Annotated in this window: 23 protein-coding genes, 1 tRNA gene and 1 pseudogene; 8 read left to right on the top strand and 17 right to left on the bottom strand. The window is 71.3% G+C overall.

The genetic code is table 11. The features are described 5' to 3' along the window. Positions 1-74: 74 nt before the first annotated feature. From LPU43_RS14100 to LPU43_RS14090, 3 genes are all read right to left on the bottom strand, one after another. Positions 75-737, bottom strand: a complete 663-nt coding sequence (locus tag LPU43_RS14100) for a hypothetical protein (RefSeq protein ID WP_229400851.1) — start codon at positions 735-737, stop codon at positions 75-77. Then, entirely contained in the window at positions 737-2,908 is a 2,172-nt protein-coding gene (locus tag LPU43_RS14095) for a glycoside hydrolase domain-containing protein (RefSeq protein WP_229400850.1), read from the bottom strand. Before LPU43_RS14095 ends, LPU43_RS14100 begins: the two co-directional genes overlap by 1 nt. Positions 2,909-2,991: 83 nt before the next feature. After that, positions 2,992-3,447 carry a GatB/YqeY domain-containing protein gene (locus LPU43_RS14090; RefSeq protein ID WP_229400849.1) on the bottom strand — a complete coding sequence of 152 codons (456 nt, stop codon included), beginning with the start codon at positions 3,445-3,447 and terminating at the stop codon, positions 2,992-2,994. A gap of 25 nt (positions 3,448-3,472) precedes the next feature. Between LPU43_RS14090 and LPU43_RS14085 the strand changes: the two genes are divergently transcribed. Both LPU43_RS14085 and LPU43_RS14080 read left to right on the top strand, forming a co-directional pair. After that, the gene (locus LPU43_RS14085) at positions 3,473-4,366 is read left to right on the top strand and encodes a metallophosphoesterase (protein ID WP_229400848.1); all 894 of its coding nucleotides are present in this window, start codon (positions 3,473-3,475) and stop codon (positions 4,364-4,366) included. Between the two features lie 190 nt (positions 4,367-4,556). Continuing rightward, a tRNA-Pro gene (locus tag LPU43_RS14080) sits at positions 4,557-4,633 on the top strand. 71 nt (positions 4,634-4,704) lie between these two features. On the opposite strand, the pseudogene LPU43_RS28680 reads toward LPU43_RS14080, so the two are convergent. Then, positions 4,705-4,944, bottom strand: a pseudogene (locus tag LPU43_RS28680) (tyrosine-type recombinase/integrase); the annotation flags it as partial. 520 nt (positions 4,945-5,464) lie between these two features. On the opposite strand from LPU43_RS28680, the gene LPU43_RS14070 reads away from it, so the two are divergent. The 3 genes from LPU43_RS14070 to LPU43_RS14060 all read left to right on the top strand — a co-directional run bounded on the left by LPU43_RS14070 (position 5,465) and on the right by LPU43_RS14060 (position 9,437). Next, positions 5,465-7,327 carry an HsdM family class I SAM-dependent methyltransferase gene (locus LPU43_RS14070; RefSeq protein ID WP_229400846.1) on the top strand — a complete coding sequence of 621 codons (1,863 nt, stop codon included), beginning with the start codon at positions 5,465-5,467 and terminating at the stop codon, positions 7,325-7,327. Beyond that, a complete protein-coding gene (locus tag LPU43_RS14065; RefSeq protein ID WP_229400845.1) occupies positions 7,320-8,519 on the top strand; it encodes a restriction endonuclease subunit S in 1,200 nt (399 codons plus the stop codon). Before LPU43_RS14070 ends, LPU43_RS14065 begins: the two co-directional genes overlap by 8 nt. 351 nt (positions 8,520-8,870) lie before the next feature. After that, on the top strand, positions 8,871-9,437 hold the full coding sequence (locus LPU43_RS14060) for an NUDIX hydrolase (RefSeq protein ID WP_229400844.1): 567 nt from the start codon (positions 8,871-8,873) through the stop codon (positions 9,435-9,437). 3 nt (positions 9,438-9,440) lie between these two features. Here the strand turns inward: LPU43_RS14060 and LPU43_RS14055 are convergent, their stop codons facing one another. Further along, positions 9,441-10,862, bottom strand: coding sequence for a helix-turn-helix domain-containing protein (locus tag LPU43_RS14055; protein WP_229400843.1), 1,422 nt, complete (start codon positions 10,860-10,862; stop codon positions 9,441-9,443). 147 nt (positions 10,863-11,009) lie between these two features. Between LPU43_RS14055 and LPU43_RS14050 the strand changes: the two genes are divergently transcribed. Further along, on the top strand, positions 11,010-11,348 hold the full coding sequence (locus LPU43_RS14050; protein ID WP_229400842.1) for a hypothetical protein: 339 nt from the start codon (positions 11,010-11,012) through the stop codon (positions 11,346-11,348). A gap of 3 nt (positions 11,349-11,351) precedes the next feature. Next, a complete protein-coding gene (locus tag LPU43_RS14045; protein WP_229400841.1) occupies positions 11,352-11,624 on the top strand; it encodes a hypothetical protein in 273 nt (90 codons plus the stop codon). 72 nt (positions 11,625-11,696) lie between these two features. Here LPU43_RS14045 and LPU43_RS14040 read toward each other — a convergent pair whose 3' ends face one another. Continuing rightward, complete coding sequence (locus tag LPU43_RS14040) at positions 11,697-12,173, bottom strand: SMI1/KNR4 family protein (protein ID WP_229400840.1); 477 nt, start codon at positions 12,171-12,173, stop codon at positions 11,697-11,699. A 140-nt stretch (positions 12,174-12,313) separates the two neighbouring features. Continuing rightward, a complete protein-coding gene (locus LPU43_RS14035) occupies positions 12,314-13,189 on the bottom strand; it encodes a hypothetical protein (protein ID WP_229400839.1) in 876 nt (291 codons plus the stop codon). Positions 13,190-13,672: 483 nt separating this feature from the next. On the opposite strand from LPU43_RS14035, the gene LPU43_RS14030 reads away from it, so the two are divergent. Then, positions 13,673-14,275, top strand: a complete 603-nt coding sequence (locus LPU43_RS14030; RefSeq protein ID WP_229400838.1) for a hypothetical protein — start codon at positions 13,673-13,675, stop codon at positions 14,273-14,275. Positions 14,276-14,291: 16 nt separating this feature from the next. Here the strand turns inward: LPU43_RS14030 and LPU43_RS14025 are convergent, their stop codons facing one another. The 10 genes from LPU43_RS14025 to LPU43_RS13980 form a co-directional block, all read right to left on the bottom strand. Next, on the bottom strand, positions 14,292-15,287 hold the full coding sequence (locus LPU43_RS14025; RefSeq protein WP_229400837.1) for an alkene reductase: 996 nt from the start codon (positions 15,285-15,287) through the stop codon (positions 14,292-14,294). 74 nt (positions 15,288-15,361) lie between these two features. After that, positions 15,362-16,270, bottom strand: a complete 909-nt coding sequence (locus LPU43_RS14020; RefSeq protein ID WP_229400836.1) for a carbohydrate kinase family protein — start codon at positions 16,268-16,270, stop codon at positions 15,362-15,364. Next, positions 16,263-16,835: a phosphoribosylaminoimidazolecarboxamide formyltransferase gene (locus LPU43_RS14015; RefSeq protein WP_229400835.1), complete on the bottom strand. Its 573-nt coding sequence runs from the start codon at positions 16,833-16,835 to the stop codon at positions 16,263-16,265. Before LPU43_RS14015 ends, LPU43_RS14020 begins: the two co-directional genes overlap by 8 nt. Positions 16,836-16,855: 20 nt before the next feature. Then, entirely contained in the window at positions 16,856-18,124 is a 1,269-nt protein-coding gene (locus tag LPU43_RS14010; protein WP_229400834.1) for an adenylosuccinate synthase, read from the bottom strand. Beyond that, a complete protein-coding gene (locus LPU43_RS14005) occupies positions 18,124-19,158 on the bottom strand; it encodes a hydroxyacid dehydrogenase (protein ID WP_229400833.1) in 1,035 nt (344 codons plus the stop codon). The genes LPU43_RS14010 and LPU43_RS14005 overlap by 1 nt, the downstream gene beginning before the upstream one ends. Before the next feature lie 25 nt (positions 19,159-19,183). Next, complete coding sequence (locus LPU43_RS14000; protein ID WP_229400832.1) at positions 19,184-19,780, bottom strand: sigma-70 family RNA polymerase sigma factor; 597 nt, start codon at positions 19,778-19,780, stop codon at positions 19,184-19,186. 71 nt (positions 19,781-19,851) lie between these two features. After that, positions 19,852-21,159 (bottom strand): aspartate aminotransferase family protein, encoded by a 1,308-nt coding sequence (locus LPU43_RS13995; protein ID WP_229400831.1) that lies wholly within the window; start codon positions 21,157-21,159, stop codon positions 19,852-19,854. A gap of 19 nt (positions 21,160-21,178) precedes the next feature. Then, positions 21,179-23,158 (bottom strand): class I tRNA ligase family protein, encoded by a 1,980-nt coding sequence (locus LPU43_RS13990; RefSeq protein WP_229400830.1) that lies wholly within the window; start codon positions 23,156-23,158, stop codon positions 21,179-21,181. A 40-nt stretch (positions 23,159-23,198) separates the two neighbouring features. Continuing rightward, complete coding sequence (locus LPU43_RS13985) at positions 23,199-24,503, bottom strand: lysine N(6)-hydroxylase/L-ornithine N(5)-oxygenase family protein (RefSeq protein ID WP_229400829.1); 1,305 nt, start codon at positions 24,501-24,503, stop codon at positions 23,199-23,201. Beyond that, a complete protein-coding gene (locus LPU43_RS13980; protein WP_229400828.1) occupies positions 24,500-25,666 on the bottom strand; it encodes a saccharopine dehydrogenase family protein in 1,167 nt (388 codons plus the stop codon). The genes LPU43_RS13985 and LPU43_RS13980 overlap by 4 nt, the downstream gene beginning before the upstream one ends. Positions 25,667-25,678 lie beyond the last annotated feature (12 nt).

The raw sequence follows: 25,678 nt of genomic DNA, 5'->3' as shown, positions 1-25,678 counted from the left end.
CCCCATCGTAGGGGGCAGCAGGCCCGGAGGGCGTGCGGTCGGCCCGGCCCGGCCTCACCAGGGTCGTGGCCTGGTCAGCGCGGGCGGGGCAGCGTCCGGGCCTTCGCCCGGCGCGCGGGCGTCGCCGGGTCGGCGACCAGCCCGGCGGTCTGGGCGCGGAACTCGGACTGCCGGCTGGTGTCCAGCCGGGCGGCGACGCGGGCCAGGGCCGCGTCGCCGGGGCGCGCGACGAGGTGGAAGTGCGACGCCTTCGCCGGGGTCAGGTCGCCGCCCCAGACGACCGTGCCGTCGCAGTCGACGAGGATGTCCCGCACGATCGCCTCGTGGTGGGGCCAGAGCCGCTCGCTGCCACCCAGCGGGTAGGCCGTCGGGTGCAGGGCGAGGGCGGTGCCCGACAGATGGTTGGACTCGAAGCTCGCCGCGACCGCGCGGCGGGTGGTGTGGCCGGCGACCCCGCCGCCCTCGCCGGTGTCGAGCGCGGCGATCTCGTAGTGCCAGCGGCGCGCGACGTGCAGCAGCACCGCTGCGGCGGGGCCCCGCCGCAGGGCCACCGAGGCCCTCGACCCCTCGATCCGGTGGGTGGCGACGGCGGCGGGGTCGATCGGCCAGCCGTTGGCGGACTCGGCGCGGGTCCACGTCCCCGCTCCCGTGCCGGCGGCGTGAGCCGTGGCCGGGGGCGCCACGGCGAGGACACCCGCGCCGGCGGCGGCGCCGAGGAGGCTGCGTCTGGTGATCATCAGAATTCCTCACTGACCGGGACGAGGGCGGACACGCCGGGGTCGGCTCCCTGGCGCCAGACGTCGTGGTCCAGCCCCCAGCCCGGCTGGAACTCGTACTCCCTGATCTGGTTGAACGACCAGTTCGCCGGCAGCGGGAAGCCGAGGTTGCCGGAGTAGCCCCAGGACATGCCGGAGACCAGCGACCAGCGGGCACCGACCTCCCGCGAGACGCGGAGGCACACGTTGCGGGAGCCGTAGACGCCGAAGGTGTAGCGGTTCCCCAGCTCGGCGAGGCCGGCCTTGACGCCCTGGAAGTACGGGTTGATGTTGCTGTCGATGTCGGTGTCCAGGGCGTCGTAGTCGACCGCGAAGTAGATGCAGGCGCCCGCCGGGATGCGGTGCTCGACCGCCTTCTGGTGGGCGATCCTGCCCTGGTCGTACCCCTTCTGCTGGGTGAAGTTGGCCAGTTGGGTGCCGTTGTACTGGAAGAGCGGGAAGAACCGCAGCCCGGCGTCGAGGATGGCCTGCGGCTCGCCGGGCTTGAGGGCCTTGTCGAGGAAGTACGGGTCCGTGGGCGGGAGGTGCTCGTCGAGGTACCGGCCGACGATCAGGTAGCCGGCGGCCCTGAGCTGGGCGCCCCGGGCGGCGGTGATCTCGGTGATGCAGTCGCAGCCGGTGGCGGGCCGGCTCGTGTCACCGGAGGAGACGAGCAGTTGGGCCCAGGTCGTGTAGTCGTTCGTGGCGGTGACGGGGAGCTGCGAGAAGCGCTGGAACGCGCGCAGCCACTCCAGGTGCGTGGTGGTCTGCGCGTCGGTGGCGAGGTCCTCCGGGCGGTACGCCAGCGGCACCTGCGGATTCCCCGGCAGCATCGTGGGGGAATTGACGTAGCACGCCGAGCGGAACAGGTAGCGCAGGTCGCCGGTGAGCGGGCCCGAGCCCTTCCCCTTCAGTGCGGCCTGGGTGCCGGCGCCGAAGTAGCCGTTGATCGCGTTGAGGTCGATGCCGACCTCGTACTGGACGGCCATCATCAGCCCCTGCTGGCCGTCCCGGGAGTAGATGCCGTCGCAGGGCACGAGGGACATCGCGGGGATGCCGACCTCGGCGACGTAGCGGGCGTTCAGCCGCTGCTGGATGCGCTGGACGGTGACGTCGCCGCGCGCCACGAGCTGGAACTGGTCCATGCGCAGCAGGGCCTTGACGACGTACGGCCACATCCTGTTCCGCATCGTCACGTTCGAGTACGACAGGCCGGCGTCGGCGTAGAGCTTCTGGAGCGCCGCCTCGGAGTCGGCGCTCCAGGTGCCCTGGCTGGTCGAGGTCCAGTAGCCCTTGCACCACAGGGCGGCGTTGTAGACGCGGATCAGGTTGGCGTTGGTCTCGGCGACGGGCAGCTTGTTGCGCTGCTTGACGGCCTCGAAGGTGCCGGGGCCGAAGTTCTGGACCGTCGGCGAGATGCCGAGTTCGTGCTGGAGCCCCTGGGTGAGCGAGAGCACCGTGGGCCAGCCGGTCCGCCCGTCCTCCGGGCACCGGAGGTATCCCGGCGCGTTCGCGTAGGTGGTGTTCACCCACTTCTGGGCGGCGAAGATGTGGACGTCCGCGAGCCCGGTCCACGGGACGGCCGGGTCGATGGTCGAGCCCGGCTGCGCGTACATTGTCAGGTTTCCGGGGCACTCGGTGGCGACGCCGTGGAGGTGGGGCAGGATCCGGGTGCCCGTCCGCCGGGGCGCCTCCCTGCGCAGGTGGTCGATGAGCGCGCGGTACGAGCGCAGCATCGCCTCGCTGGCCGTGTGGTTCGACCGCATGAGGGCGCAGATCGAGTAGAAGCCGGCGTTGCGGCCGAGGCCGTCGATGTAGCCCGCGTCGCCGGAGTTCGCCTCGCCGCGCTCGTACCCCCGCCCCTCGTAGATGTTGCCGTGCCGGCAGACGAGGAAGTTGTACCCGATGTCCCCGTTGAACGTGGCGTCCTGGGTGTGCTCGCCGTAGATCGCGGCGACGTCCCGCAGGCAGTCGGCCTCCGTCGGGTAGTCGGTCGCCACGGGACTGGCCGGGCCGCGGTGGTGGACGAACACGCCGCCGACCGGGTCCCAGTTGGGGTTCGTACTGGGCGCTGGAGGTGCGGCGGCGTGCGCCCGCTTGGCGCTGGGCACGTACGCCGCCCAGGTCGCCCGCTTGTTGATCGTGACCGGCATGACCCCTCGATTCGCTGAGGATCGGGGAGCCGAATATAACAACGCTTCGATCTATCGGGGTGCCCCGTGACGCGGGCTGCCCCTCAGAGGCCGAGCTGGCGGCGCACCTCGGCGGCCACCCGGCCCCCCTCGGCCCGGCCCGCCACCGCCGCCTGGGCCGCCTTCATGGCCGGGCCCATCTGCGCCTTGCCGTCGAACCCTCCGGCGGCGAGCGCCCCCGCGACCAGCTCGGCCAGCTCCTCGTCGGAGAGCTGCTTCGGCAGGTAGCGCTCCAGCACGTCGCCCTCGGCCGTCTCCTTCGCGGCCTGCTCGGCGCGGCCCGCGTCGGCGAAGGCGGTCGCGGCCTCGCGCCGCTTCTTCGCCTCCTTGGTGAGCACCGCGAGCACCTCGTCGTCGGTCAGCTCGCGCTTGGCCTTGCCGGCGACCTCGGCCGTGCCGACGGCGGCCAGCGCCATCCGCAGCGTGGAGGTGGTCAGCTCGTCGCGCGCCTTCAGGGCGGTGCGCATGTCGGCGGTGAGGCGGTCCTTCAGCGTGCTCATGAACGCTGAAACTACCCTGAAGGGCATGCGAAAGCGCACACTATTCCGGCTCGCCGCGGGAACCGCCGCCCTCGGAGCCGCCACCCTTGCCTACGCGTCACTCGTCGAGCGCAACATGTTCACCCTGCGCCGGTTCGACGTGCCGGTGCTGCCCGCCGACACGGAGCCGCTGCGGATCCTGCACCTGTCGGACCTGCACATGATGCCGGAGCAGCGCCGCAAGCAGGAGTGGGTGGCGTCGCTGGCGGCGCTGGACCCGGACCTGGTAGTGGTCACCGGGGACAACATGGCCGACCCGGCGGCGTTGCCCGGCGTACTGCGCGCCCTGCAGCCCCTGCTGGACCTCCCCGGCGCCTTCGTGTTCGGCTCCAACGACTACACCGGCCCGGTGCTGAAGAACCCGTTCAGCTACTTCCTGCCGGACCGGGAGTACACCGAGGGCGCCGAGCTGCCGTACGAGGAGCTACGCGACGTCCTCACCGGCGCCGGCTGGGCGGACCTCAACAACGCCCGGACGACGCTGAAGGCGGGCGGGCGGCTGATCGAGCTGGTCGGGGTCGACGACCCGCACATCGAGCGGGACGACTACCCCTCCGTCGCCGGCCCGGTCTCGCCCTCGGCCGAGCTGTCGATCGCGCTGGCCCACTCCCCCGAGCCGGCCCTGCTCGACCGGATGGCGGCGGACGGCTTCGCCCTGCTGCTGGCCGGCCACACCCACGGCGGCCAGGTCTGCGTGCCCGGCGTCGGGGCGCTGGTGACCAACTGCGGCCTGCCCCGCTCGATGGCCAAGGGCCTGCACCGCTGGCCCGGCTCGGACTCCTGGCTGCACGTCTCGGCGGGCCTGGGCACCCACCCGACCGCGCCGGTCCGCTTCGCCTGCCGCCCGGAGGCGAGCATCCTCACCCTGATCCCGCGCTGACCACCGGCCCGGCCCGGCGGCCCTGTTGGGGGGCGACGCCGGGCCGGGCTGGAGTGTGGCCCGCGCGCCTGATGGAGCTGCCCCGTACGTGCCACCCCCGCCGACCTGCACCGTCGGGGCCGCCCGGCCGGTGGAGGGGGTACCGAGTTTGACCATCGGACCGGGTGGGCTACTATTTGTCAGCACGCCACGGGGTGTGGCGCAGCTTGGTAGCGCGCTTCGTTCGGGACGAAGAGGTCGTCGGTTCGAATCCGGCCACCCCGACCAGGTAAGAGGGCACATCCTATCGAAGGATGTGCCCTCAGTGCATTGGTACAGCAGTCCGGTACAGCAGCGGGTCAGCGCAGGCTCTCGGACGCCTGGGAGTAGATCTCCATCCTCACCGACACCTCGGCGTGCCCGAGCACCTGCATGATGACGCGCGGATGCACGTCCGGGTCGACGAGCAGGGTCGCGCAGGTACGCCGGGCGTCGTGCACGGTGATCTTCCGGACCCCGGCGCGGGCGCAGCGCGCGTCCCAGGAACGGTTGAAGTTGCGCGGCTCGACCGGGGTTCCGTAACGGGTGGTGAGCAGCAGCCGAGCAGACCACCGCCCGACCCGCCAGCGTCCGTACGAGCCGTCAAGGCCGTCTTGACGTGGCGGGCCGGGCGGCGGCCCGCTCCCCAGGAGGGCGGGTCGACGGCAGACGGGATGGCAGCAGGTAGTCGCCGAGCGATGCGGCACGGGCAGCTTCCCCGTGGGGCCGGCTGAGCGCTCAGGAACCCGCAGCGGCTCCCCCTCTCCGATCACCTCCGTGAGCGGCTGCTGACAGTTCGCGTGGAGGACTATCACTCCAGGAAGAGTTCGCCTCCCTGGGGTAGGGAGCCGCCGTGCGAACCATGTGCGATAAGTTTCGGTGATCATCAGCCAGGAGGGTCAGGCACCCGTCTGCGGGGCGTGCAGGGGGCACAACACACTCTCCAACGTTGTCGACTAGTGATCAGTCGTGCGAAGCTCGGACGCCGTGTGAGCAGGAGCGCGTGCCGTTGCGGCTGGTGACAGGGCAGCGGCTCTATGTTCCGCTTCAACGCGTGAGGGGAAGAAGTAGGAGCTGGCCATGGCAGAGAGCACCACGGAGAACCTGTTCCGCGAGTTCTACGGGGCCTCGACGTTCGTCGAGAAGCGTGACATTCCGAAGAAGTTCGGGTTCCGGTCCAAGCGCAAGGGGTCGACCGACGATGGCTTCCCGGACTTCTTCAAAGACATGGGCTCGTGGCTCATCGTCGTGGAGGCCAAGTCCGGCGAGCCTGGGCCGCGGTCGGATCACGCCGCCGCCCTGACTGACGTACGCAGCTACATGACCAACAACGCCGTGCCTCACACCGACATCGTCGGCATCGCCGTCTCCGGCCAGAGCCTCGAGAGCCTGCGCGTCACGCATCTGCTGCGCAAAGGCGACAGCGACGAGATTGAAGAGCTCCAAGGCATGCAGAGCCTGGTAAGCCTGGAAGCGCTCACCAACCACTACGCGGCTGCAGCCATCGGCGATCCGCTCTCCGATACCGAGCTGCGACGCTTCCTGCGGCGGCTCAACGAGCGGTTCCACAGGGACTCGCGGGTGCGGGACACCGAGCGCTCACTGTTCTTCTCGGCGCTGATGATCGCGCTCGACGACGAGCCGTTCCGCAACGTCTACAGGTCGATCAGCAAGCCCGAGGACGACCGGCTGGTCGGGGCCAGGTATCTCAACGATCAGATCGTCGACGCTGTCACCCGTCAGCTGGAGAAAAAGATCAACTCCGAGTCGAAGCAGATCGACTGGCGCGACCGCTTCGCGTTCGTGAAGACCGTTGACATCCCGCTCGACGAGTATAAGGAGATCATCGGCGAGATTGACGAGAGGGTGCACCAGCCGTCCAAGCGCTCGGTGAAGCGGGACATCCTTGGCCGCGCGTACAAAATCTTTCTGTCGCGCGCCGGCAAGATGGACAATAAGAACATCATCCTGACGCCCGACCACATCAAGACTTTTATGGTCGATCTGGCCCGGCTGGAGCGCGACGACGTTGTCCTCGACACCTGTATGGGCTCCGGCGGGTTCCTCATGGACGCTATGGAGCAACTCGTCGACAAGGCCCACGGCGACGGGAAGAGGATCGAGCACATACACGAGCACCAGCTGATCGGGCTGGAGCTGGACCCGATCCTTTTCGCTCTCGCCTGCTCGAACATGTTTCTCCACGGCGACGGCCGGTCGAACCTGCTTTACCGCGATTCGCTCATCACGCGAGGCAAATCGTTCACGGTGGCCAAGCGAGATGAGAAGTTCCGCGATTACGTCAAGGGTCTGAAACCGACGAAGTGCGTGATCAATCCGCCGTACGAGAACGATAACCCGATCAACTTCACGATGTCAGCAATCGAGTACCTCGAAGAGGGCGGTCGGCTAGTCATCATCATGCCGAACAATACGCTGTCGAAAAACTCGAACCAGAAGGCAGCTCTCGCGATTCTCGAGCATGCTCGCCTCGACTTCATTATCGATATGCCCCAGCAGCTCTTCTTCGAACAGAAGCGCGGCGTGAAGACGTCGATCTTCGGCTTCACCAAGACGAGCAACGGTCACGACCACGACGCCCTCGTGACCTTCGCTGATATGGAGGACGATGGGCACGAGGTGCAGCTCGCGCACGGACGCCGCGACACCGGTCGATGGGGCGGCATCGCCACGAACGTCCAGCGCGCCATCCGTGACGGTCTAGAAGACCGAGAGGCCCGGTCCTGGCGCACACCGGTCTTCGACGATGCCGGCCGGTTCATGCCGCGCGGCGTCCGGCACAACCCTTGGCCACAGACGCAGTCGCACGACCTGGACACGGCGATCGCCGACTGGCAGGAAGCCCGTGCTGTCCGCGAGGAAGCCCAGGTGGCGATGGCGGCGGTGCTATCGGCCGCAGGCATCGGCGGCTTCGATGACTGAGTGGCACTCTGTTCCTCTTGAGCGGCTGGTAACCCAGCACGCTCCGGAGTTGGTCACCCCTAACCCCGACGACACTGTTCGATTCGCGGGAGTGCGCTGGTACGGCGACGGCCTATTCGTGCGCGAGGAGCGCAAGGGTTCCGCAGTCAAGGGAAAGTGCTACGCGCTGAAGCCGGGACTGCTGGTCTACAACCGGCTGTTTGCCTGGAAGCAGTCGTTCGCGGTCGTCACGGACGACTACGACGGAGTCGTGGTCTCGAATGAGTTTCCCCAATTCGAGGTGGACACCGCGCAGGCGACGCCCGAGTTCCTCGCCCTCTACTGCTCGTCGCCTGTCTTCGCCGCCAAGGCACTAAGCCTGTCGTCAGGATCAGCTGCCGTGAGCCGGAATCGGCTGAAGGAAGCCGACTTCCTCCGGCTGGAGGTCGCGTGTCCACCGCTGAAGGTGCAGGACCGCATCCTCGAGGTCATCACCGCTGTCGACACCGTCATCGAAGCATTGCTGGCCGAGGCGGCAGCCGCGGCGGCAGCCCGGACGGCCCTGCTCGATGAGCTGCTACGGCGACGGGATGACTCGTGGACCGACAAGCCGATAGGCAAACTCGGCTTCGTAACTCGGGGCAAACGGTTCATCAAATCGGACTATGTCGACAGCGGCATCGGCTGCATCCACTACTCGCAGATCCACACGGACTTCGGCGCGCACACCGACGAGGTCCACTCCTGGCTACCGGAGGGGATGCGCCCCAAGCTGCGGTTTGCCAAGCCGGGCGACCTCGTGATCGCCGGCACCAGCGAGAACTTCGACGGGGTGCTGAAGGCCGTTGCCTGGCTCGGCGAGGAAGACGTGGCGGTACATGACGACGCGTACATCTTCGAGCACGAGATGGAGCCTCGGTTTGCGTCCTACGTGTTCGCGTCTCCTGGTTTCCGTGCGCAGCTGCCGGCCGTTATCTCGAATACCAAGGTCGTTCGGGTCTCCAAGGACGCGCTCGAACGGTTGACCGTTCCGGTGCCGCTTCCTGACACGCAGAAGGAGATCGCCGACACGATGGATACCATCGACCGGCAGGTGCGCGCGATCTCGGACGAGGTGGCTCGAGCCCAGACCGCGCGCGCGGCGCTGCTGGACGCCCTGCTGACCCACAAAATCGACGTCACGCCGTCCGACCTGCCTACCGACCCGGCATGACATGCAGAGCCCAGGCGCCCACTGGCGGATGAGTGAGGACAACGCCCGAGGTCGTGAACGCCGGCAGACGATGCTGAACGAACCGCACAGAGCTTGTAAACGAGACGTCAGGCAGCGAGGCAGCAAGGAGGCAGCGCGAGCTTCGATGCGGGTCGCTCCGGAACGTTAACCGACGACGTCCGGCACCTGCCCGTTGACGCGGTCCGCCAACAGGTTTCAGTAGCCGACAACCTGAGCCCGCATCACCCCGACGGGGTTCGGTGTTGGGTTCGTCTGGGCGGCGCACCGGGCTGTGCCCCCGGTAGACGCCGCCTACTACGCGAGCGGGGGTTCGGTGCGGATACTGGCGGGGTGGTGGAGGAGCAGGCGACAGAGTTGACCCGGTGGACCATCCACGGCGAGCGGGTGGTGGACGACACCCGCCGAGCACGGCTGAGTATCGCCGAGGTGGAGTTGCCCGACGGAGTGCGGTTCGAGCAGTACGTGATCCGGGCTCCTCGGTCGGCCCTGGTCGCCGTACTCGACGACCAGGAACGCCTGCTGTTGATGCGGCGGCACCGGTTCGTGTTCGACCGGTGGGTGTGGGAGCTGCCCGGTGGCTACGTCGATGACGAGGAGCAGCCGGCCCAGTGTGCGGTGCGGGAGGTCGAGGAGGAGACCGGCTGGCGGCCCCGGGCGGTGGAGCCGTTGCTGTCCTTCCAACCGTGGGTTGGCACTGCCGACGCCGAGAACTTGCTGTTCCTGGCCCGGCAGGCCGAGCACATCGGCGCACCCGTGGACGTAAACGAGGCTGAGCAGGTCGCGTGGATTCCGCTCGATGAGGCGTACGGGTTGGTGTCCCGGGGCGAGATCGTCGGTGCCGGCACGGTGATCGCCGTGCTGGAGTTGGTCGCCCGCAGGGCTCGGGGGGAGCTGTGATGGTCAGCGTCGTGGACCGAGGGTGGCGTCGATGCGGCCGGTGAAGTGCCGGACGGCGGGCACTCGCCGGTGCGGGGCGAGTTGGGTTTGCAGGTCGCGGAGGTAGCGGACGGCTCTGGCGGACCGTAGCTGGGCGGTCAGGGTCAGGGCTTCCGCGCCGATGGCGCAGGCCCGCTCCGGTTCGCCCTGCTGGGCTTGGACGCTGGCGAGCAGGGCGAGGTTGAAGGCTTTGCCGCGTACGTAGCGGTTGTCCATCCGCAGGGATCGGGCGGCGAAGCGTTCGGCGTGGGCGTTGCGGCCGAGGGCGTGGAAGCAGTGGCCGAACTTGGCCGACAGGTACGCCTCGTCGAAGTAGCTGAGCCATTGTGGGTCGCTGCTGCGGTCGGCCCGGTCGAGGGCCTGTTCCGCCTGGTGCAGGGCAGCGGCGCAAGCCCGTTCGTCGTTGGCCTTGGCCAGGGCGTGGGCTTCCATGACGTGGGCTTCGGCGGTCAGGACGGGAACCCCGGCGCGGCGGGCGGTCCGACCGGCGGCGCGGGCGAGGTCGAGGCCGGTGGTGATGTGGCCGAGGTAGGTGGCCTGGTGGCTCATCGCGGCGAGGATCTCCGCGCCGAGGCCGTCGTCTCCGGCGGCGTAAGCGAAGTCCAGGGCGAGGGTCAGGTACCGCTGGGCGATGCCGTGCTCGGCGGTGTCGTACGCCTGCCAGCCGGCGAGCTGGGCCAGTTCGGCGGCGGCGCTGAGCAGCCGTTGGCCGGTGGGGTGGTCGTACCGGCCGTCGGTGAGTAGTGGGGTCACCTCCTGGTGGAGGTAGCGGGCGACGGTGTCGCGGGCGTGCCCGCCGCCGTACTGGTTGTCGAGCTGGCGGTAGGTCGCGGTCATCGCGCGGATGGTGTCAATCTCGGGTTGACCGACCGTGTTGCGTCCGGGCTGGGTGACCGGGGCCGGGTCGGGTGCGGTGAACCAGCGAAGCGCCGGCAGGGTGTAGCCGGCGGAGCTGAAGGCCACCTGCCGGAGCACGTCTCGACGGTTCACGTCACCTCGCCAAAGCTCTGCGGCACTACGTATGTCGTCCCGCCAGGTCCGGTTGGCCGGCGGCTCGCTGGGCCGACCGGCGGTGGACCGGCTGGGGTCGGCCGGCGGTGCGGCCTGTCGGGGTGCCAGGCCCATCGTGATCCGCGCCTGGTCGGGCATCCGGCAGCCGTCGGCGATCCGTTCGAAGACGTCGATCGAGGTGACCTTGCGTCCGGCCATGATCCGGCTTACGTAGCCCTGTTCCAGCCCGACGGCGGCCCCGATCCGGCTCTGACTCGCCCCAGTGAGACTGGTGATCCAGCGGAACAGCCTGCCGATGTCGCGAGCAGCCAGGGCGGTCAGCACCTCGCCGTGCGACCACGCATCCTCCGGTATCCGAAGCGGATCGAGCAGCACGGCAGCTCCCAGCGTCGCGTTCCGACTACTCAAAGTGTTCAGGTCGACAGCCTAGGGCGGCCATTCGTGCTGGTCGAGCCGCCCCATGCCACCGTGACATGACCGCTGGCCATGGAACGCCCCGTCGCCCGGCGGGATGGTCGGCGCATGTCCTTCGATGTCGAGAGCCCACCCGTGGAGCCGCCCGCCGCGTGCCAGCACCGCCTGCTGTGGCGACTGGCCCGTGCCCTCTGGGAGGCCCACCGGCCCGACAGCGCCGGCTTCTGCGTGGCAACCGGTTGCTGGCACACGAACCAACGCGATCCCTGCCGGCTGGCCCGACTCGCTCAGGAGGGCATGCGAACCGCCTGTGGCGAAGCCACCCCCGCCTCGCCACCCTGGATCGCCATCACCCGGGAGCGTCTGGCGGCCGGGGACATCGACCCCGTGGACGCCGTCGCCGAAGTCCTCTGGCATCACCGCCACACCCGCAGGCCGGGGCGGTGACCGATGGGAGCCCTCTACACCTCGGCGGCCTTCCGGGAATACGCCAGGGCGCAGGTGGCCTACGCGGACATCCTGCTGACCAAGCACTCCGAGTCGGCCCTGAGCCTGTGTAGATGCGGCCGACTCCACCCCTGCGACGAACGTCGACACTGGCTGGAGGTGCGCACCCACTTCAGGCAGTTCCTGGTCGGGGAGCAGTACAGCGGCGAAGTACAGCAACCCAGCCCACCGAACTCGACCCGAAGCGACTCCAGCACGCCGGACGACCTCGGATGACACCCGATCCGACGGGCCTGTTGAGAGTTCGAACAAGGAGGTCGCCGGTCGGATCTAGTCCTCGACGCCGAACTAGGATTTGTCGACCAGGCCAGCCACGAAGGTCTCGAAGTCGGGGGCGAGGACGGTGATCTGGTAGTCCCACTCCTCGTCGACGTGCACGACGGCCGGCTCACCGGGCGAGCGGTAGTCGAGGGCGATCATGTCGTGGCCCGCCGACGGGCAGTCGACGATGTAGATGCCGATGTCGGGGTAGCCCCACTCCGCCACCCAGAACTCGCTGCCGTACTCGCCGCAGAGGCTGAATTCGGCAGTTCGACCGATCGCCGCCAGCGCGGTGACGCCGACGTGGTCCTCGGCCCAGGAGGTTCGGCTGGGCGCGGGGTGGATGCCACGGGCGAACGAGCCGCCGTTGTGTCGACGGGCCAGGTCGACGTACGCGGTGGGCAGCCGGTGCCCGAGCTGCGCTTCCACCTCCCGCAGGACCTCGTCGGTGAGCGGGGCCTCCAGCGGGCCGGATCCGTCGAAGACGGTTGCGGGATCGAGCACCGGTCGATGGTAGGCGGTTGACGTCAGTCAGAAGCGCCGGTGCCCTGCCGCTGTCGACAGCAACGCGGACGGTCCCGTCCGCCACCGTTCAGCCCAAGAGCAGGGTCCGGACGGTGGCGGACGGGATGACGGGCAGTTCCCTATCTACGTCGGGACATTCCCGCGCCGGCGGTGGTCATCTGCATGCCGATCAGCAGCAGAGCGCCTACGCCGGCCATGCCGAGCCCCAGGGCCATGAGCGGACCAGTACCTGCTCCGGTCACGGGGAGGGACGGGTGACCGGTCCGCGTCGGCTTGGGGGTGGGCGGAGTCGGCTGCACGGTCGGCGTGACAGTGGGCGTGACGGTCGGCGTGACGGTCGGCGTGACGGTCGGCGTGACGGTCGGCGTGACAGTGGGCGTCACCGTCGGCGTGACGGTCGGCGTGACAGTGGGCGTCACCGTCGGCGTGACGGTCGGCGTGACAGTGGGCGTCACCGTCGGCGTGACAGTGGGCGTCACCGTCGGGGTCACCGTGGGCGTCACGGTCGGCGTGCCCGTCGGCTGGGTCGCCGTGGGGGGCGGCGGTGATGCGGGCGCCCTGAAGGTGACCGTCAACGTGGCGCCCCCGGGCGAGATGTTGTTCTCGAACGGTTCCACCGATTCACCGTTCACCGTGATGGTGACCGGCTGTTGGAGGGCGCACCCGCTGATCGGCGTGTTCACGATCAGGCCGAACTGCACCGCAGCATTGGTGGGGATCTCCTGATCGGTCACTCGGGTGATGATGAAGTTAGGTGCCTCGTAGGTGATCACGTCGGTGGGCAGGGTGTGCGCGACGACGTCGCTCAGATCGCACTCGCCATTGGTCGGGACGACCACCTGGATCGTCGATCCGGCCGGAATCTGGGCTGACACGCCGGATGACGGGGCGAGCAGGAGACCTGTCCCTGCGGCCGCCATGCCGATGGCCACCAGGCCGTAGCCGACGTACCGACCGAATCTCCGGCTGGTCTTCTTGAGTAGTTTCGGGCTCATCATACCTCCTAGGGCGAGGCTACAACGATATGCCCGTTATGACCGATAAAGCCTATATTTCCAGGCTTCCGACTCCCGCCCGGCCAGCGCCGACACGACCGCCGCCCAGCGCGGTGCCGCGCCCGGATCGCGCTGGACCGGAGACCACGAACGCCGCGCCGGCACAGGCGAGGAAGACGCCCACGGACCCAGGTCGCTTACCGATCGACAATCACCGGTCGCCCGCAGACGTGAGCGGACGATCTGTCGAACGTGACGGTTGAGGCCACGCGTGCTGGTAGCCTGACGCGCGTTTCGCGCGAGAGGTGGGTCTGCCCGGTGCCCAGGACGGTGCTGCGAAGGGCGGTCGCGGTGGCGGCCGTCTGCATGGTGACCGCGTGCGGTTCCTCGACGGCCACAACGGATCGGTCAGCGGGCGGGACGACCCCCTCCACCGCGCAGGTGGGAGGCTCGGCCGCAGCCACGAGGCCAGCCTCCCCGGCGGTGCCGGCGACCGGCGGCCCCGGCTACTCCGCGTCGCTGTCCGCACGCCTGCTGACCGCCGACTCGGTGCCGGCCGGATTCACCGTGCAGATCGCCACAGTCATGGCGTCGGATGCGGGAGAGCGACGCCCAGGCCCCGAAGCCTCCTGTTCGGAGATGATTCCGCTGCTGTCGGGCACGCGGCTGACCGGCACCCCGTCGGCGATGGCCGCCGCCACCCTCGGCTACGACGGGGACCCCGACGACCTCGACCTCTGGGTGGGAAGCGAGGTCCTCAGGACGTACGCCGACGACGGCGCGCGACGAGCGATGGCCGACCTGCGGACCTTCGTCGGCCGTTGCCCCGTCGTGTCGTCCGGCCTGGGCGATGGCAGCACCTCCCGGTTCACCGTGGCACCAGGCCCACGGCTGGGCGACGACAGCATTCGCCTCGGCTGCAACTCGACGTCCGACTCCGACACGCTCAGATGCGAAGCCCTGATCGTCCGGACCGGAAGCACCCTGTTGGTCATCAAGGGGGAGGGCGGCGATCCCGGCGGCGACCGATACGTCACCCCGCTCGCCGAAGCCGCGCTCCACAGGTACCGGACGACCGGCTCCTGACCGGCCTCACCCGGGACTACCGCAGGCAGGGGTAGTCGGTGTAGCCGCGGTGGTCCCCTCCGTAGAAGGTCGCGCGGTCGGGCCTGTTCAGCGGGGCCCCGGCGCGCAGGCGCTCCACCAGGTCGGGGTTGGCCAGCGCCAGGGCGCCCACCGAGACGAGATCGGCCAGGCCCGTCTCGACGTCCGAGGCCCGGGTCCCGATGGCCGCGCCGCCCCGGTTGAGGATGACCGTGCCGGGCCACGCCCCGCGCAGGGCCGCCGCGAGCCGGTCGTCGCCGCCGTGGACGAGGTGCAGGTAGGCCAGCCCCAGCGGGGCCAGGGCGCGCAGCAGCGCCCCGTAGACGCGGCCCGGGTCGCGCTCGACGATGTCGTGCAGGGTGCCGCCCGGCGAGATCCGGATGCCGGTGCGCTCCGGCCCGATCGTCCGGGCGACGGCGCGGGCCACCTCCACGGCGAAGCGGATGCGGCCCGCGACGGTGCCGCCGTACGCGTCGTCGCGTTGGTTGGCGTTGTCGGAGAGGAACTGGTGGATCAGGTACCCGTTGCCGGCGTGGATCTCCACGCCGTCCGCCCCTGCGGCCACCGCCGAGGCGGCGGCGTGCCGGAAGTGCTCGATGGTGGCGCTGACCTCCGCCTCGCTCATCGCGCGGGGCACCGGCGTGGGCTGCGGGCCCGAGGCGGTGAACACCGTGTGCGCCGGCCGGACGGCCGAGGGCGCGACCGGCCGCCGCCCGTGGGGGGTGTTGGCCGGGTGGGCGATCCGGCCGGCGTGCATGAGCTGGACGAACAGGTGGCCGCCGGCTTCGTGCACCGAGTCGGCCACCCGACGCCATCCGGCGATCTGCTCCGGGGTGTGGATGCCGGGGGTGAGCGGATACCCCTGGCCGTCGGCACAGGGTTGGGTCCCCTCGCTGATGAGGAGACCCATCGAGGCCCGCTGCGCGTAGTAGGTGGCGTTCAGGGGGGTCGGGACGCCGTCGGGGGTCGCCCGGTTGCGGGTCATCGGGGCCATGACGAGTCGGTGTGCGAGCTCGAGCCCGCCGACCGCCGTCGGGGCCCACAGCGCGGTGGCCACGGCGTCGTCGCTCAGCTTGACCGCGCCACGACGGCGGAGTCCAGCGCGTGGTAGGGGAAGCGGTCGGAGGCGACGCCCCGCAGGAAGGTGCCGGTGAGGATCGACGCCCGCTCCAGGGCCGTGGCCCAGTCGACGCCGTCGAGGCGGGCCGCGAGCAGGCATCCGAACAGTACGTCGCCGGCGCCCACCGCCAGCGGCGGGTGCTCGATGGGCGGGGCGGGCTGGAACGTCACCTCCGCGTCGTCGGCCCGTACCAGCAGGGCCCCCTCGGCCCCGAGCGTCACCAGGCACCGGCCGCCCGGCGCGGCCAGCTCGCGGGCCGCCGCCACGATGTCGGCCCGGCCGGTCAAGGCCCGGCCCGCCCAGCCCGACAGCTCCGGCAGGTTGAGCGCGACGAGGTCCGCCCCACGCCCGTTCGGCCGCAGCTTGCCGACCTCGGTCGGGTCGGCGGAGAGCAGCCAGAACGGCAGCCCGCGCGCCGCCGCGACGTCGGCGAGCCAGGCCAGCGTCTCCTCCTCGGCGTCCGTGCCGGCCACCACGACGCTCGCGTCGGCGGGGACGGCGGAACCCGCCTCCAGCTCGGCCGGCGTCAGCGCCGACAGCGCCTCGTCGCCGATGAACACCTTGTGCTTCACCGACCCGTCGACGAGTTCGGCGTGGAACAGCGGCAGCGGCAGGCTCACGGGCAGCGGCGCCCAGCGCACCCGGTTGGCCGCCAGGTGCGCGGAGACCGCGGCGGCGAGTTCCCCGGTGTACGTGACCGTGACCAGCACCGGGTCGACGCCGCGCATGCCCAGCGCGCAGGCCGTGTTGCCCATGACCCCGCCCCAGCGGAGCACGACCGGCGGCCGGCCGGCGCCGATCGGCCCCTCGTGCAGGAGGTCCAGCGTGACCGTGCCGACCAGGACCGGGCTACCCATCGACGGCTCCGGCGAGCAGGTCGGCCACGGCCGTGTCGTAGGCGGCGCTGATCGCGAACGCCTTCGCCGCCAAGCGCAGCCGCTGTCGCCGGCCCACGCCGCCGTCGGCCAGCGCTCTCAGCACCCCGGCGTAGTCGTCCGGGTCGCTGAGGGGGACGACGTAGGCGCAGTTCTTGGCCGCCGCGCGCAGCATCGCCGGGCCGCCGACATCGATCAGCTCCCGGAACTGCTCGAACGACCGGCCCGGCTCCGGGGCCGGCAGCCGGTAGTAGTTGCAGCAGACCAGGTCGACGCGGGTGAGGCCGTGCTCCTCCACCTCGGCCCGGTCCGCCGGCTCGTCGCGGGCCAGGATGCCGCCCATCAGCGAGACGGTGAGCGTCTTGACCCGCCCGCCCAGCAGCGTCGGCACACCCGCGAGGTCCGACACCGCCCCGACGGTCACGCCGTTGTCCCGCAGCAGCCGGCGCGTGCCCTCCGTCGCCACGACGTCCCAGCCGAGGCCGAGCAGGCCGGTCGCCAGCTCCTCGATGTTGCGCTTGTCGCTCACTGCCAGCACTGCGAGCACGGGCGGTCCTTCCGGTCCGGTCAGCGGGTGATGAGGGCGTCGCGCTGCGCGCCGACGGAGACGTACCGGACCGGCACACCGAGCAGCGACTCGATGGCCAGGACGTACGCCCGGGCCGGTTCCGGCAGGTCGGCGAAGTCGCGGACGCCGGAGATGTCCTCGTCCCACCCGGCGAACGTCTCGTAGCAGGGCGTCGACTCCTCCAGCCGGGCCGGGGACGGGTGGAACTCGCGGGTCGTGCGCCCCTCGCGCTGGTAGGCGACGCAGATCCGCAGGTCGTCGACGCCGGTCAACTGGTCGAGGTTGGTGATGGCGACCTCGTCGGCGCCCTGCATGACCACCCCGTAGCGGGTCGCCACCGCGTCGAAGTAGCCCAGTCGGCGCGGCCGGCCGGTCGTGGCGCCGTACTCGCCCCAGCGCTCGCGCAGCGACGCGGCCAGGTCCGGCTCGTACTCGGTGACGAACGGGCCCGCACCCACGCAGCTCGAGAAGGCCTTGGTGATGCCGATCGTGTGCCGCACCCGGGCCCAGGGGACGCCGAGCCCCACCGGCGCGTGCGCCGCCAGGCAGGAGGACGAGGTGGAGAACGGGTAGATGCCGAAGTAGACATCGCGCAGCGCGCCGAGCTGCCCCTCCGCGAGGACGGACGCGCCGTCGGCCTCCGCCGCCGTCAGCAGCGCCGTGGTGTCGGCGACGAACGGCTCGATCTGGTCGCGGATGCCGAGGACCCACCGCTCGGCGTCGGCGAGGCGCACCGCCGGACGCCCGTAGATCTTCTCGAAGCGGGCGTTGGCCCAGTCGAGGACGGCGGCGAGCCGGTCGGACAGGTGCCGGGTCTCGTACATCTCGCGGACCAGCAGCGTCTTCTTCATGACCCGGTCGCCGTACGCCGGGGAGATGCCCATCTTCGTCGAGCCGTACTGGTTCCGGCCGAGGCGGTCCTCCTCGGCCGCGTCCAGGTCCCGGTGGAACGGGAAGCAGATGGCGGCGGCGGCGGAGACCAGGATGCTGTCCGGGGCGACGCCGTGCTTGGTGACGAGGGCGATCTCGTCCATGATCCCGTCGACGTCGGCGACCACGCCGGGGCCCAGGATGTTGCGCACTCCCGGCCGGAACACGCTGCTCGGCAGGTGGTGCAGGGTGAACCGGCCCTCCGCCACGTGGATGGTGTGCCCGGCGTTGCCGCCGCCGTGGTAGCGGCCGACGATGTCCGCGTCGGCGGCCAGCCAGTCGACCATGCGTCCCTTGCCCTCGTCGCCCCAGTTGAGGCCGACCACCGTCGAGATCACTACGAGCCCCCTCGCTCAGACATGATGCTCGACGAGTTTATGAATTTAGATCGCTTCGCGGTGACCCTGTTCCACACCTGGGGGTTGAGCGGGTGGGGCGGCGGCTCGCCGTTCAGGGCGGTGACGAGCTGGCGGGCGGCCGACATGGCCAGCGCGTGCGTGGTCTGCACGGTGAAGTCGGCGACGTGCGCGCTCAGGACCACGTTGTCGAGTTTCAGCAGCGGGCTGTCGGCCGGCGGCGGCTCCTCGTCGTAGACGTCGAGGGCCGCGCCGCTGAGGTGCCCGGAGCGCAGCGCCCGCACCAGCGCGTCGGTCCGCACCACCCCGCCGCGCGAGGTGTTGACGAAGTACGCCCCCCGCTTCATCCTGCCGAACGTGTCGTCGTCGAACATGCCGTCGGTCTCGTCGTTCAGCTCGGGATGGCAGGTGACGAAGTCCGCCTCGGCGAGCAGGTCGGCCAGGTCGTCCACCTTCGTGGCGCCGACCTGCTCCATCTGCTCCGCCGAGACGTACGGGTCGTAGGCGAGCACCCGCATCCGGAAGCCCGCCGAGGCGCGCCGGGCCACCCACCCGCCGACGTTGCCGCAGCCGACGATGCCGAGCGTGCCGCCGGTCAGCTCGACGCGCCGCGTGGTGAGCCGCTTGGTCCAGGCGCCGGCCATGCCGTCGCGGGCCACCGCGCCCAGATCTCGGGTGATCATGAGAAGTAGCCCCAGGGCGTGCTCGGAGACCGGCTTGCCGCCCAGCCCCGGGTTGTTGGCCACCACGACGCCGGCCCTGGTCGCCGCCGGGATGTCGATGTTGTCGACCCCGCGACCGCTGGACAGGACGGCGAGCAGCTCCGGCGCGGCGGCGAGGACGTCCTCGGTGATCTGCGCGGGGTAGCGCACGGCCAGGCCGTGCGCCCGGCGCAGCGCGGCCGGCAGGCCGGGCAGCTCGTCGGCCTCGATCCGGCTGACGGTGAAGTGCTCCTCGAGCAGCGCCTCCGCCTCCTGGTGGTACATCGCTCCGACGAGCAGGACATTCAGGCGCATCAGCAGGCCCCTTCCCGGGTGGCGGCTAGATCTTCACGTCCGCGGCGAGCAGTCGTTCCAGGGCGCGCAGCTCGCCGGCGCGGCTCGCCGCGGCGAGCCGGGACGCGAGCTCGGCCTGCTTGGCCGGTTCCGCGGCGAACCGGCGGGCGCTGACCGCGAGCCGCGCCCGCCCCCGGCTGTAGAGCTGTCGGCACGAGGCCTCCCGGATGCCGAGGACCTCGGAGACGTCGCGGTAGCTGTACTCGAACCCGTGGCGCAGCACCATGACGCCCCGCTCCGCCGGGTTGAGCCGTTCGAGCAGGCGGCGCGCGACGAGCTTGACCTCCTCGTTGCGTTCCAGCAGGCCGTCCGGGGTGGGCGAGGCGTCCGGGGAGGGCGCGGACAGGACCGCTGCGCCGCACTTCTCGCGACGTACCCGGGCCGACTTGAGGTGGTCGCTGCACAGCCGCGTGACGATCGTCGCGAGGACGGCGCTGTGGTCGCGCACGTTGGACACGCGGTGCCACCGGATCCACGCCTCGGAGACGATGTCCTCGGCCTCGGCCGTCGACCCCACCCACCGGTAGGCCATCGCCAGGAGCCATCGGCGATGGTTCTCGAACTCCTGCACGCTGCCCCCCATGAACCGCCCCTCCGTCGTCCGGGGATCCGCGGGAACAGGTGGCCTCACCCCCGCGGATCCCGACTCCCGTGTCAGCGCCGGGCCGCCACGACGTCGTCCACGGCGCCCTCGAACGCCTCGACGTAGCTGTCGACCTCGGCCGTCCCCATCGCGGTCGACACGCAGCCCAGCCCGCTGTCGCCGATGTGGACGCCCCGCCGCAGCAGCGCGCGGCTGAGCAGGTTGACCAGGTTCACCCGGTTCCCCGAGGCGTCGGTGGCCGCCGGGCCGAGGACCCGGAACAGCGATCCGTAGCCGTTGACGGTCCACCCCTCGGTCCGCGCCGCCAGGATGTCGCTCATGCCCCGGCGGACCGACTCGCCCAGGTCGTTGATGCGCCGCATCTCCTCCCGGGTCAGCAGGTCGAGCGACGCCAGGCCGGCGCTCATGCTCACCGGGTTGGCGTTGTAGGAGCCCGAGTGCGGCAGGGCGGGAGAGCCGTTGCTCGGGTCGAAGACGGCCATCACCTCCCGACGCCCGGCCACCGCGCCGATCGGCATCCCACCGGCGATGACCTTGCCCAGCACCGTGATGTCGGCGGCGGAGCCGAGCCGGGCGACCGCGCCCTGCCAGTCGATCCGGAACGAGCCCACCTCGTCGGAGATGAACACCGCGCCGGTCTCGTCGCAGAAGGACCGCAGCGCCGCCAGGTACTCCGCGCTGGCCGCGACGAGCCCGATGCGCCACGGCACCGGGTCGATCAGGACGCAGGCCAGCTCGTCGGCGTGCTCGCGGAGCACCGCGAGCGCGCCCTCGGGGTCGTTGAACGGGATGACGACGGTGTTGCGCGAGACCCCCTCCGGGATGCCCCGGGTGGCGTGCGTGATCAACGAGCCCGAGCCGTCGTTGTTGATCGCCACCGAGTCGTACGCGCCGTGGTAGGCACCGGCGATCTTGGCGATCTTCGGGCGGAGCGTGTGCGCCCGGGCGGCCTGCACGGCCATCATGACGGCCTCGGTGCCGGTGCTGGTGAACCGGACGTGCTCGAACGTCTCGTTGCGGGCGCACAGCGCCTCGGCGAAGGCGACCTCCACCTCGGTCGGCATACCGAAGGACGTGCCACGGGCCGCCGCCTGCGCCACCGCCTCCACGATCCGCGGATGCGCGTGCCCGTGGATCAGAGCGGTGCTGTTGTTCAGGAAGTCCAGGCGCTCGTTGCCGTCGACGTCGACGACCCGCGCGCCCCGCCCGGACCGGACGTAGACGGGGTAGGGCGTGGTGAAGACGGCGGTACGGCTGTTGCCGCCGGGCATCACCTCCCGCGCGCGCTGGTAGAGCTGCCGGGAACGGGTCGAGTCCGGGATGAGCGCGTCGCTCAACTCGTGGGCGGAGGTGGTCATGCGGATCCCTTCTGGTTCGTCAGGAGAACAGGGCGCTGACGGTGACCGCCGTGCCGGGCGTGACCCACCGGGGGTCCGGTGCCGGGGTCGCCCCGCCGAGCTGCCCGACGAGCCGGTCGGCGGCGTCGGGAGCGAGCGGGCGCAGCACCTCCGCGACCGTCCGGACGGCCATGAGTTCGAGGGCCATGCAGGTGCGTGCGGGCCCGGTGAGCCCGGGAGCGGCCAGGACGTCCTCGGCCACCTCCCCGAAGCGCCGGCCCGCCGCGACGAACGACGACAGGGCCGCGACCACGGTGGCCGGGGAGAACCGCTCCGGTCGCAGGGCCGGACCCGCCTCGGCGTGCAGGGCGCGGATCCGGCCGTAGAACTCCTCGGCCTCCGGAATCCAACCCCCCGCCTCGGGGGCCGCGCCGGAGAAGTGCCCGGCCAACCGGGCCCCGACCGCGCCGAGCCAGCCGTCGAGCCGTTCCACCAGCTCCCGCTGGACGAAGGCGTCGTACTCGGCCGTCGAGAAGTTCCTGCGGCGGTTCTCCGGCCGGGTGGCGGCCAGGTAGAGCCGCAGCCGGTCCCGGTTCTTGTCGGCGAAGGCGTCGCGGGCCCAGATGGCGTGCCGCCGGCCGGTGGAGAACTTCGCGCCGTCGAGTTCGTAGAACTCGTTGCTGACCAGCGTGTCGGGCAGCGGCGCGAGGTCGGTGAACGCGCCGAGGACCGCGGGGAACAGGATGGCCCGCAGGTACGCGTTGTCGAAGCCGAAGAACAGGACGGTCCTCGGCCGGTGGCGGGCCAGGTAGGACTCCCAGCCGGACTCGCCCCGGGCCCGGGCCAACCGGTCGACGGCGGTCAGGTAGCGCGCGGGGAGCTCGAACGCCGAGTACAGCCGCTGGCCGTCCGCGCCGGGCACCTCGATGCCGTCGTCGGCCACGATGCTGACCGGCATGTCCGGCAGCGGCTTCGCCAGCACCCGGTCGACGTAGCCGGCCAGCCGCGAGCCCATGCGCACCGTGCGCAGGTAGGCGGTGAGCCGGTCCCGCAGCGGCTCCAGCGGCAGAAAGTACCGGGTGAGCGGCCTGCGCTCGGCGGCGGAGCCGCAGGTGGCGCAGGTGACGTCGACGAGGTCGCCGTCGGCGAAGGGCAGCGCGCACGCCTCGCACTCGATGCCCGCCGTGTCGTGGGAGCCGCAGTGCGGGCACGCGCCGGCGACGAACGCCTCGAACAGGAAGCGGTCGCAGCGGGGGCAGTGGTAGGTCGGCTCGGTCCGGGTGACGACCACGCCGTCGTCGTGCAGCCGCTGGAACACCTGCCGGGCGAGGCCCGGGTACTCCGGTGAGCTGGGGCGGACGAAGACGTCCCAGTCGATCCCCGCGGCGGCCAGCCCCGCCATCACCGCCTCGGTGTTCCGCTCCGCCAGCGTGTGGAAGGAGACGCCGGCCCTGGCCGCCGCAGCCGCCACCTGGCTCTGGTGGCCGACCGTGCCGAGCAGCAGGTGCACCGGGGTTCCGGCGGCGGCCAGCGCCCGGCGGGCGATGTCGGCTCCCAGGTACGGCCCGGCCACGTGGCCGAGGTGCAGCTCGCCGTTGGGGGTCGGGAACGACGGGAGCAGCAGGACCGGGCGGCCGTCCGTCGCGCTCGCGCCGGAGCGCGCGGTGTGCGCCTCGGCGAGCGCGCCCATGTCCTCCCACCAGACGCTGAGGAAGGTGAGGGGCCGGTCCACCGCCTCGTTGTGCAGGGTGTGCGTCCCCAGCGGCGCGAGGTAGACCGTGTCGCCGGCGGCCACCCGCTCGGCGACGTCGTCGAACCGGACCACGCCCCGCCCGTCCAGGATGATCCAGACCTCGTTGTCGTGGTGGTTGTGCGCGGCGGTGGTCTCGCCCGGGCGCAGGGTCACCCGGGTGACGTTGAAGGGCGGGCGGGCGACGTCGGCCCACGGCGGCGGGCTGCTGCGGACGAACGTCGGCGCGCCCATGTCGCTGACGGAACGCGGGATGCCGGCGACCAGCACGGCCTTGCTCCTCTCGGTCGGTGGTGCGGGGTCGGTCGGTTCAGGTGCCGAGGGCGCCCACCGGGCGGCGCTCGCCGGCGAGGCTCCAGGTGACGGCCCCGCTGACCGCGTCGACGTCGTAGCGCCGGTGCCCCAGCAGGCTGTTGGCGATCACCGCGCTGCGCCAGGCGAGCAGGCTGAGGTTGGGGTCCGCGACGCCGAAGTGCCGCCGGGCGGCGTTCTGCACGTGGATGCGGTTCTCCGGCGGGCCGTCCCAGGTGACGCTGAAGTCGGCGCGGACGTCGAGCTCGTCCGGGTGGGGCAGGCGGTCGCGCAGTGCGTCCAGGACCGGGGGCAGGCCGTGCCGGTACCCGGTGGCGCAGACGACCACGTCGACCTGTTCGCGGACGAGTTCGCCGGAGCCGGCGCGCCAGGTGGTGAGCAGGCCGCCCCGCTCCCTGTCGATCCGGAGCAGTTGGTGGTCCACCAGCACCTCGCAGGGTCGCTCCACCCCCTCCAGCAGCTCCAGGTCGTAGAGCCGCCGGTACACCGCACGCAGCAGGTCGACCGACACGCCGTCGCTGGACATGCGCTGCTGCTCGTTGAGCAGGTCGCGGCGGGCCGCGGGCTGGCCGTGGAAGTGCCGGCTGTAGTTGGGCAGGTAGTGCTCCTCGACGAACGGGCTGTCGTCCAGGGGAAACAGGTTCGGCCGGCGCGAGCCCCAGACGATGCGTTCGGGGCGCCCCGCCTCCGCGCCGAGCAGGTAGTGGACGATCTCCGCCCCGCTCTGTCCTCCCCCGACCACGGCGACCCGCCGGCGGCTCAGGTCGCGCGGGACGTCGAGCAGTTGCGAGGCGTGGAACACCTGTTCCGGGGCGTGGCCCTGCGCGCACCCGGGAAGCTGCGGCACCAGGCCGGTGCCGGTGACGATGTTGCGGGCCCGGATCGGCGCGTCGTCGGTGTGCACCACGAACGCCGAGCCGTCCCACTGGATGCCCTCCACCGTGACGCCGAAGCGCACGTCGTCCACGCGGTCGGCGGCCCAGCGGCAGTACTGCTCGAACTCCCGGCGGGGCACCCGGGAACGACCGGTGATCAGGAGGCGGTACAGCCGCCTGGCCTCGACGGCGAAGGCCAGGAAGGTGAACGGGTTGGTCGGGTCGACCGGCGTCACCAGGTCCTTCAGGAAGTGGACCTGCATGTGGGCGTCCGGGACCATGATCCCGGCGTGCCACTCGAAGGTCTTCTTGCGGTCGAGGAAGGTCTTCGTCACCCGGTCGTTGCCGTGCAGGAGGGCGGCCAGGCTGAGATTGGCCGGCCCGATCCCGACCCCGACGAGGTGCAGCGTCTCCTGCGGTGCGCTCATCGTGTCTCCTCCTGCGGCTGGGGGTCGGGCGTGCGGGTGATCGTGATGCCGCGCCGGGCCAGCGACCGGAACAGCCGTTCCCGGGCGGCGCCGCCGATGGCCCGGTGCGGCATCAGCCACCCCGCGCCGCCGACGGCGCCCTCGGCCAGCAGCGCGCCGGCGGCGGCCAGCGTGAACCCGGTGGTGCGCGCCATCGCGGACAGGCCCGTCGCGGGGTCGTGCGCGTCGCGCAGCCCGACGTGCAGGTGCGCCGGGCGGCCCGCGACGGTGCCCCGCGCCGCCACGTCCAGCACCACCACGTCGCTGTCCTGCGGCCCGGCGCTGAGCTGCGGCGCGAGCACCCGTTCCGTCAGCCGTCTCGGCGTCACCGGCGTGCCGTCGAGATCGACCGGCTCCTCGGCGAGCAGCCCGAGCCGGGCCAGCTCCGTCACCGCCTCGCCGAACCCGGGCCAGCGCACCGTCTTCTGGGTGCAGTCGGCCGCGCGCAGGGCGGGGTGGTCGCACAGCCAGGGCACCATGCCGTCGTGGTACGCCTGGAGCGTCCCGACGCCCGGGAAGCTGCGTTGCTCCAGCCCGGAGAAGCGGGGCAGCGTGACGACCCGCCCGGCCGTGGCCGCGTACGCCTCCCGCTGGGCGATCGGCAGGTGGTGGGCGGACTCGCCGCCGAAGAAGGTGACGTGCCCGATCGGCTCGCGCGGCTCCCGGGGTATCCCGCCGCAGAAGATCTCGACCGCGGCGGTGTGGTCCAGTCGTTCGGCGAGGGAGGCCGCCAGCAGCTCGGTGAGGCCCGGTTCGAGCCCGACGGGGAGCAGCAGGGGCGCGCCGCCGGCCCGCGCCACCGCGTCGAGCGTGGCGAGCTGGTCCACGGGCGGGCGGGTGATGCTCGCCAGGGGCGTGCCGCCCGACGCCGCGTGCTCGACGACCTGGCGGGTGGCCGCCCAGGGCAGCGCCAGCGTGAGGACGTCCTGGCCGGCGATCGCGGCCTCCGGGTCCGCGCTGACGACGATCCGGCAGGCGCTGTGCGGCGCGACCAGCCGGGCCGCCTCCTCGGCCCGCGACCGGTCCCGGTCGACCAGCGTCAGCCGGGTCGTGGCGGGGTCCGTGGCCAGGGCGTACGCCGCGCCCACGCCCATCTTTCCGCACCCGAACTGGGCCGCCCTCATCGCTGTCCGCCC

It is taken from the genome of Micromonospora okii (assembly GCF_020884795.1).
In the GTDB taxonomy this organism is placed as follows: Bacteria; Actinomycetota; Actinomycetes; order Mycobacteriales; family Micromonosporaceae; genus Micromonospora; species Micromonospora okii.
Note: the sequence above shows the minus strand (reverse complement) of the source record. Positions and strands in the feature narration are given on the sequence as shown.

Excerpts from the sequence above, each read along its gene's own strand:
- LPU43_RS13995 (WP_229400831.1), bottom strand. The coding sequence starts at position 21,159 with ATGACCACCTCCGCCCACGAGTTGAGCGACGCGCTCATCCCGGACTCG.
- LPU43_RS14070 (WP_229400846.1), top strand. The coding sequence starts at position 5,465 with ATGGCAGAGAGCACCACGGAGAACCTGTTCCGCGAGTTCTACGGGGCC.
- LPU43_RS14065 (WP_229400845.1), top strand. The coding sequence starts at position 7,320 with ATGACTGAGTGGCACTCTGTTCCTCTTGAGCGGCTGGTAACCCAGCAC.
- LPU43_RS14095 (WP_229400850.1), bottom strand. The coding sequence starts at position 2,908 with ATGCCGGTCACGATCAACAAGCGGGCGACCTGGGCGGCGTACGTGCCC.
- LPU43_RS14100 (WP_229400851.1), bottom strand. The coding sequence starts at position 737 with ATGATCACCAGACGCAGCCTCCTCGGCGCCGCCGCCGGCGCGGGTGTC.
- LPU43_RS14090 (WP_229400849.1), bottom strand. The coding sequence starts at position 3,447 with ATGAGCACGCTGAAGGACCGCCTCACCGCCGACATGCGCACCGCCCTG.
- LPU43_RS14050 (WP_229400842.1), top strand. The coding sequence starts at position 11,010 with ATGTCCTTCGATGTCGAGAGCCCACCCGTGGAGCCGCCCGCCGCGTGC.
- LPU43_RS14035 (WP_229400839.1), bottom strand. The coding sequence starts at position 13,189 with ATGAGCCCGAAACTACTCAAGAAGACCAGCCGGAGATTCGGTCGGTAC.
- LPU43_RS14045 (WP_229400841.1), top strand. The coding sequence starts at position 11,352 with ATGGGAGCCCTCTACACCTCGGCGGCCTTCCGGGAATACGCCAGGGCG.
- LPU43_RS13985 (WP_229400829.1), bottom strand. The coding sequence starts at position 24,503 with ATGAGCGCACCGCAGGAGACGCTGCACCTCGTCGGGGTCGGGATCGGG.
- LPU43_RS14005 (WP_229400833.1), bottom strand. The coding sequence starts at position 19,158 with ATGCGCCTGAATGTCCTGCTCGTCGGAGCGATGTACCACCAGGAGGCG.
- LPU43_RS13980 (WP_229400828.1), bottom strand. The coding sequence starts at position 25,666 with ATGAGGGCGGCCCAGTTCGGGTGCGGAAAGATGGGCGTGGGCGCGGCG.
- LPU43_RS14000 (WP_229400832.1), bottom strand. The coding sequence starts at position 19,780 with ATGGGGGGCAGCGTGCAGGAGTTCGAGAACCATCGCCGATGGCTCCTG.
- LPU43_RS14020 (WP_229400836.1), bottom strand. The coding sequence starts at position 16,270 with ATGGGTAGCCCGGTCCTGGTCGGCACGGTCACGCTGGACCTCCTGCAC.
- LPU43_RS14085 (WP_229400848.1), top strand. The coding sequence starts at position 3,473 with ATGCGAAAGCGCACACTATTCCGGCTCGCCGCGGGAACCGCCGCCCTC.
- LPU43_RS14025 (WP_229400837.1), bottom strand. The coding sequence starts at position 15,287 with ATGGCCCCGATGACCCGCAACCGGGCGACCCCCGACGGCGTCCCGACC.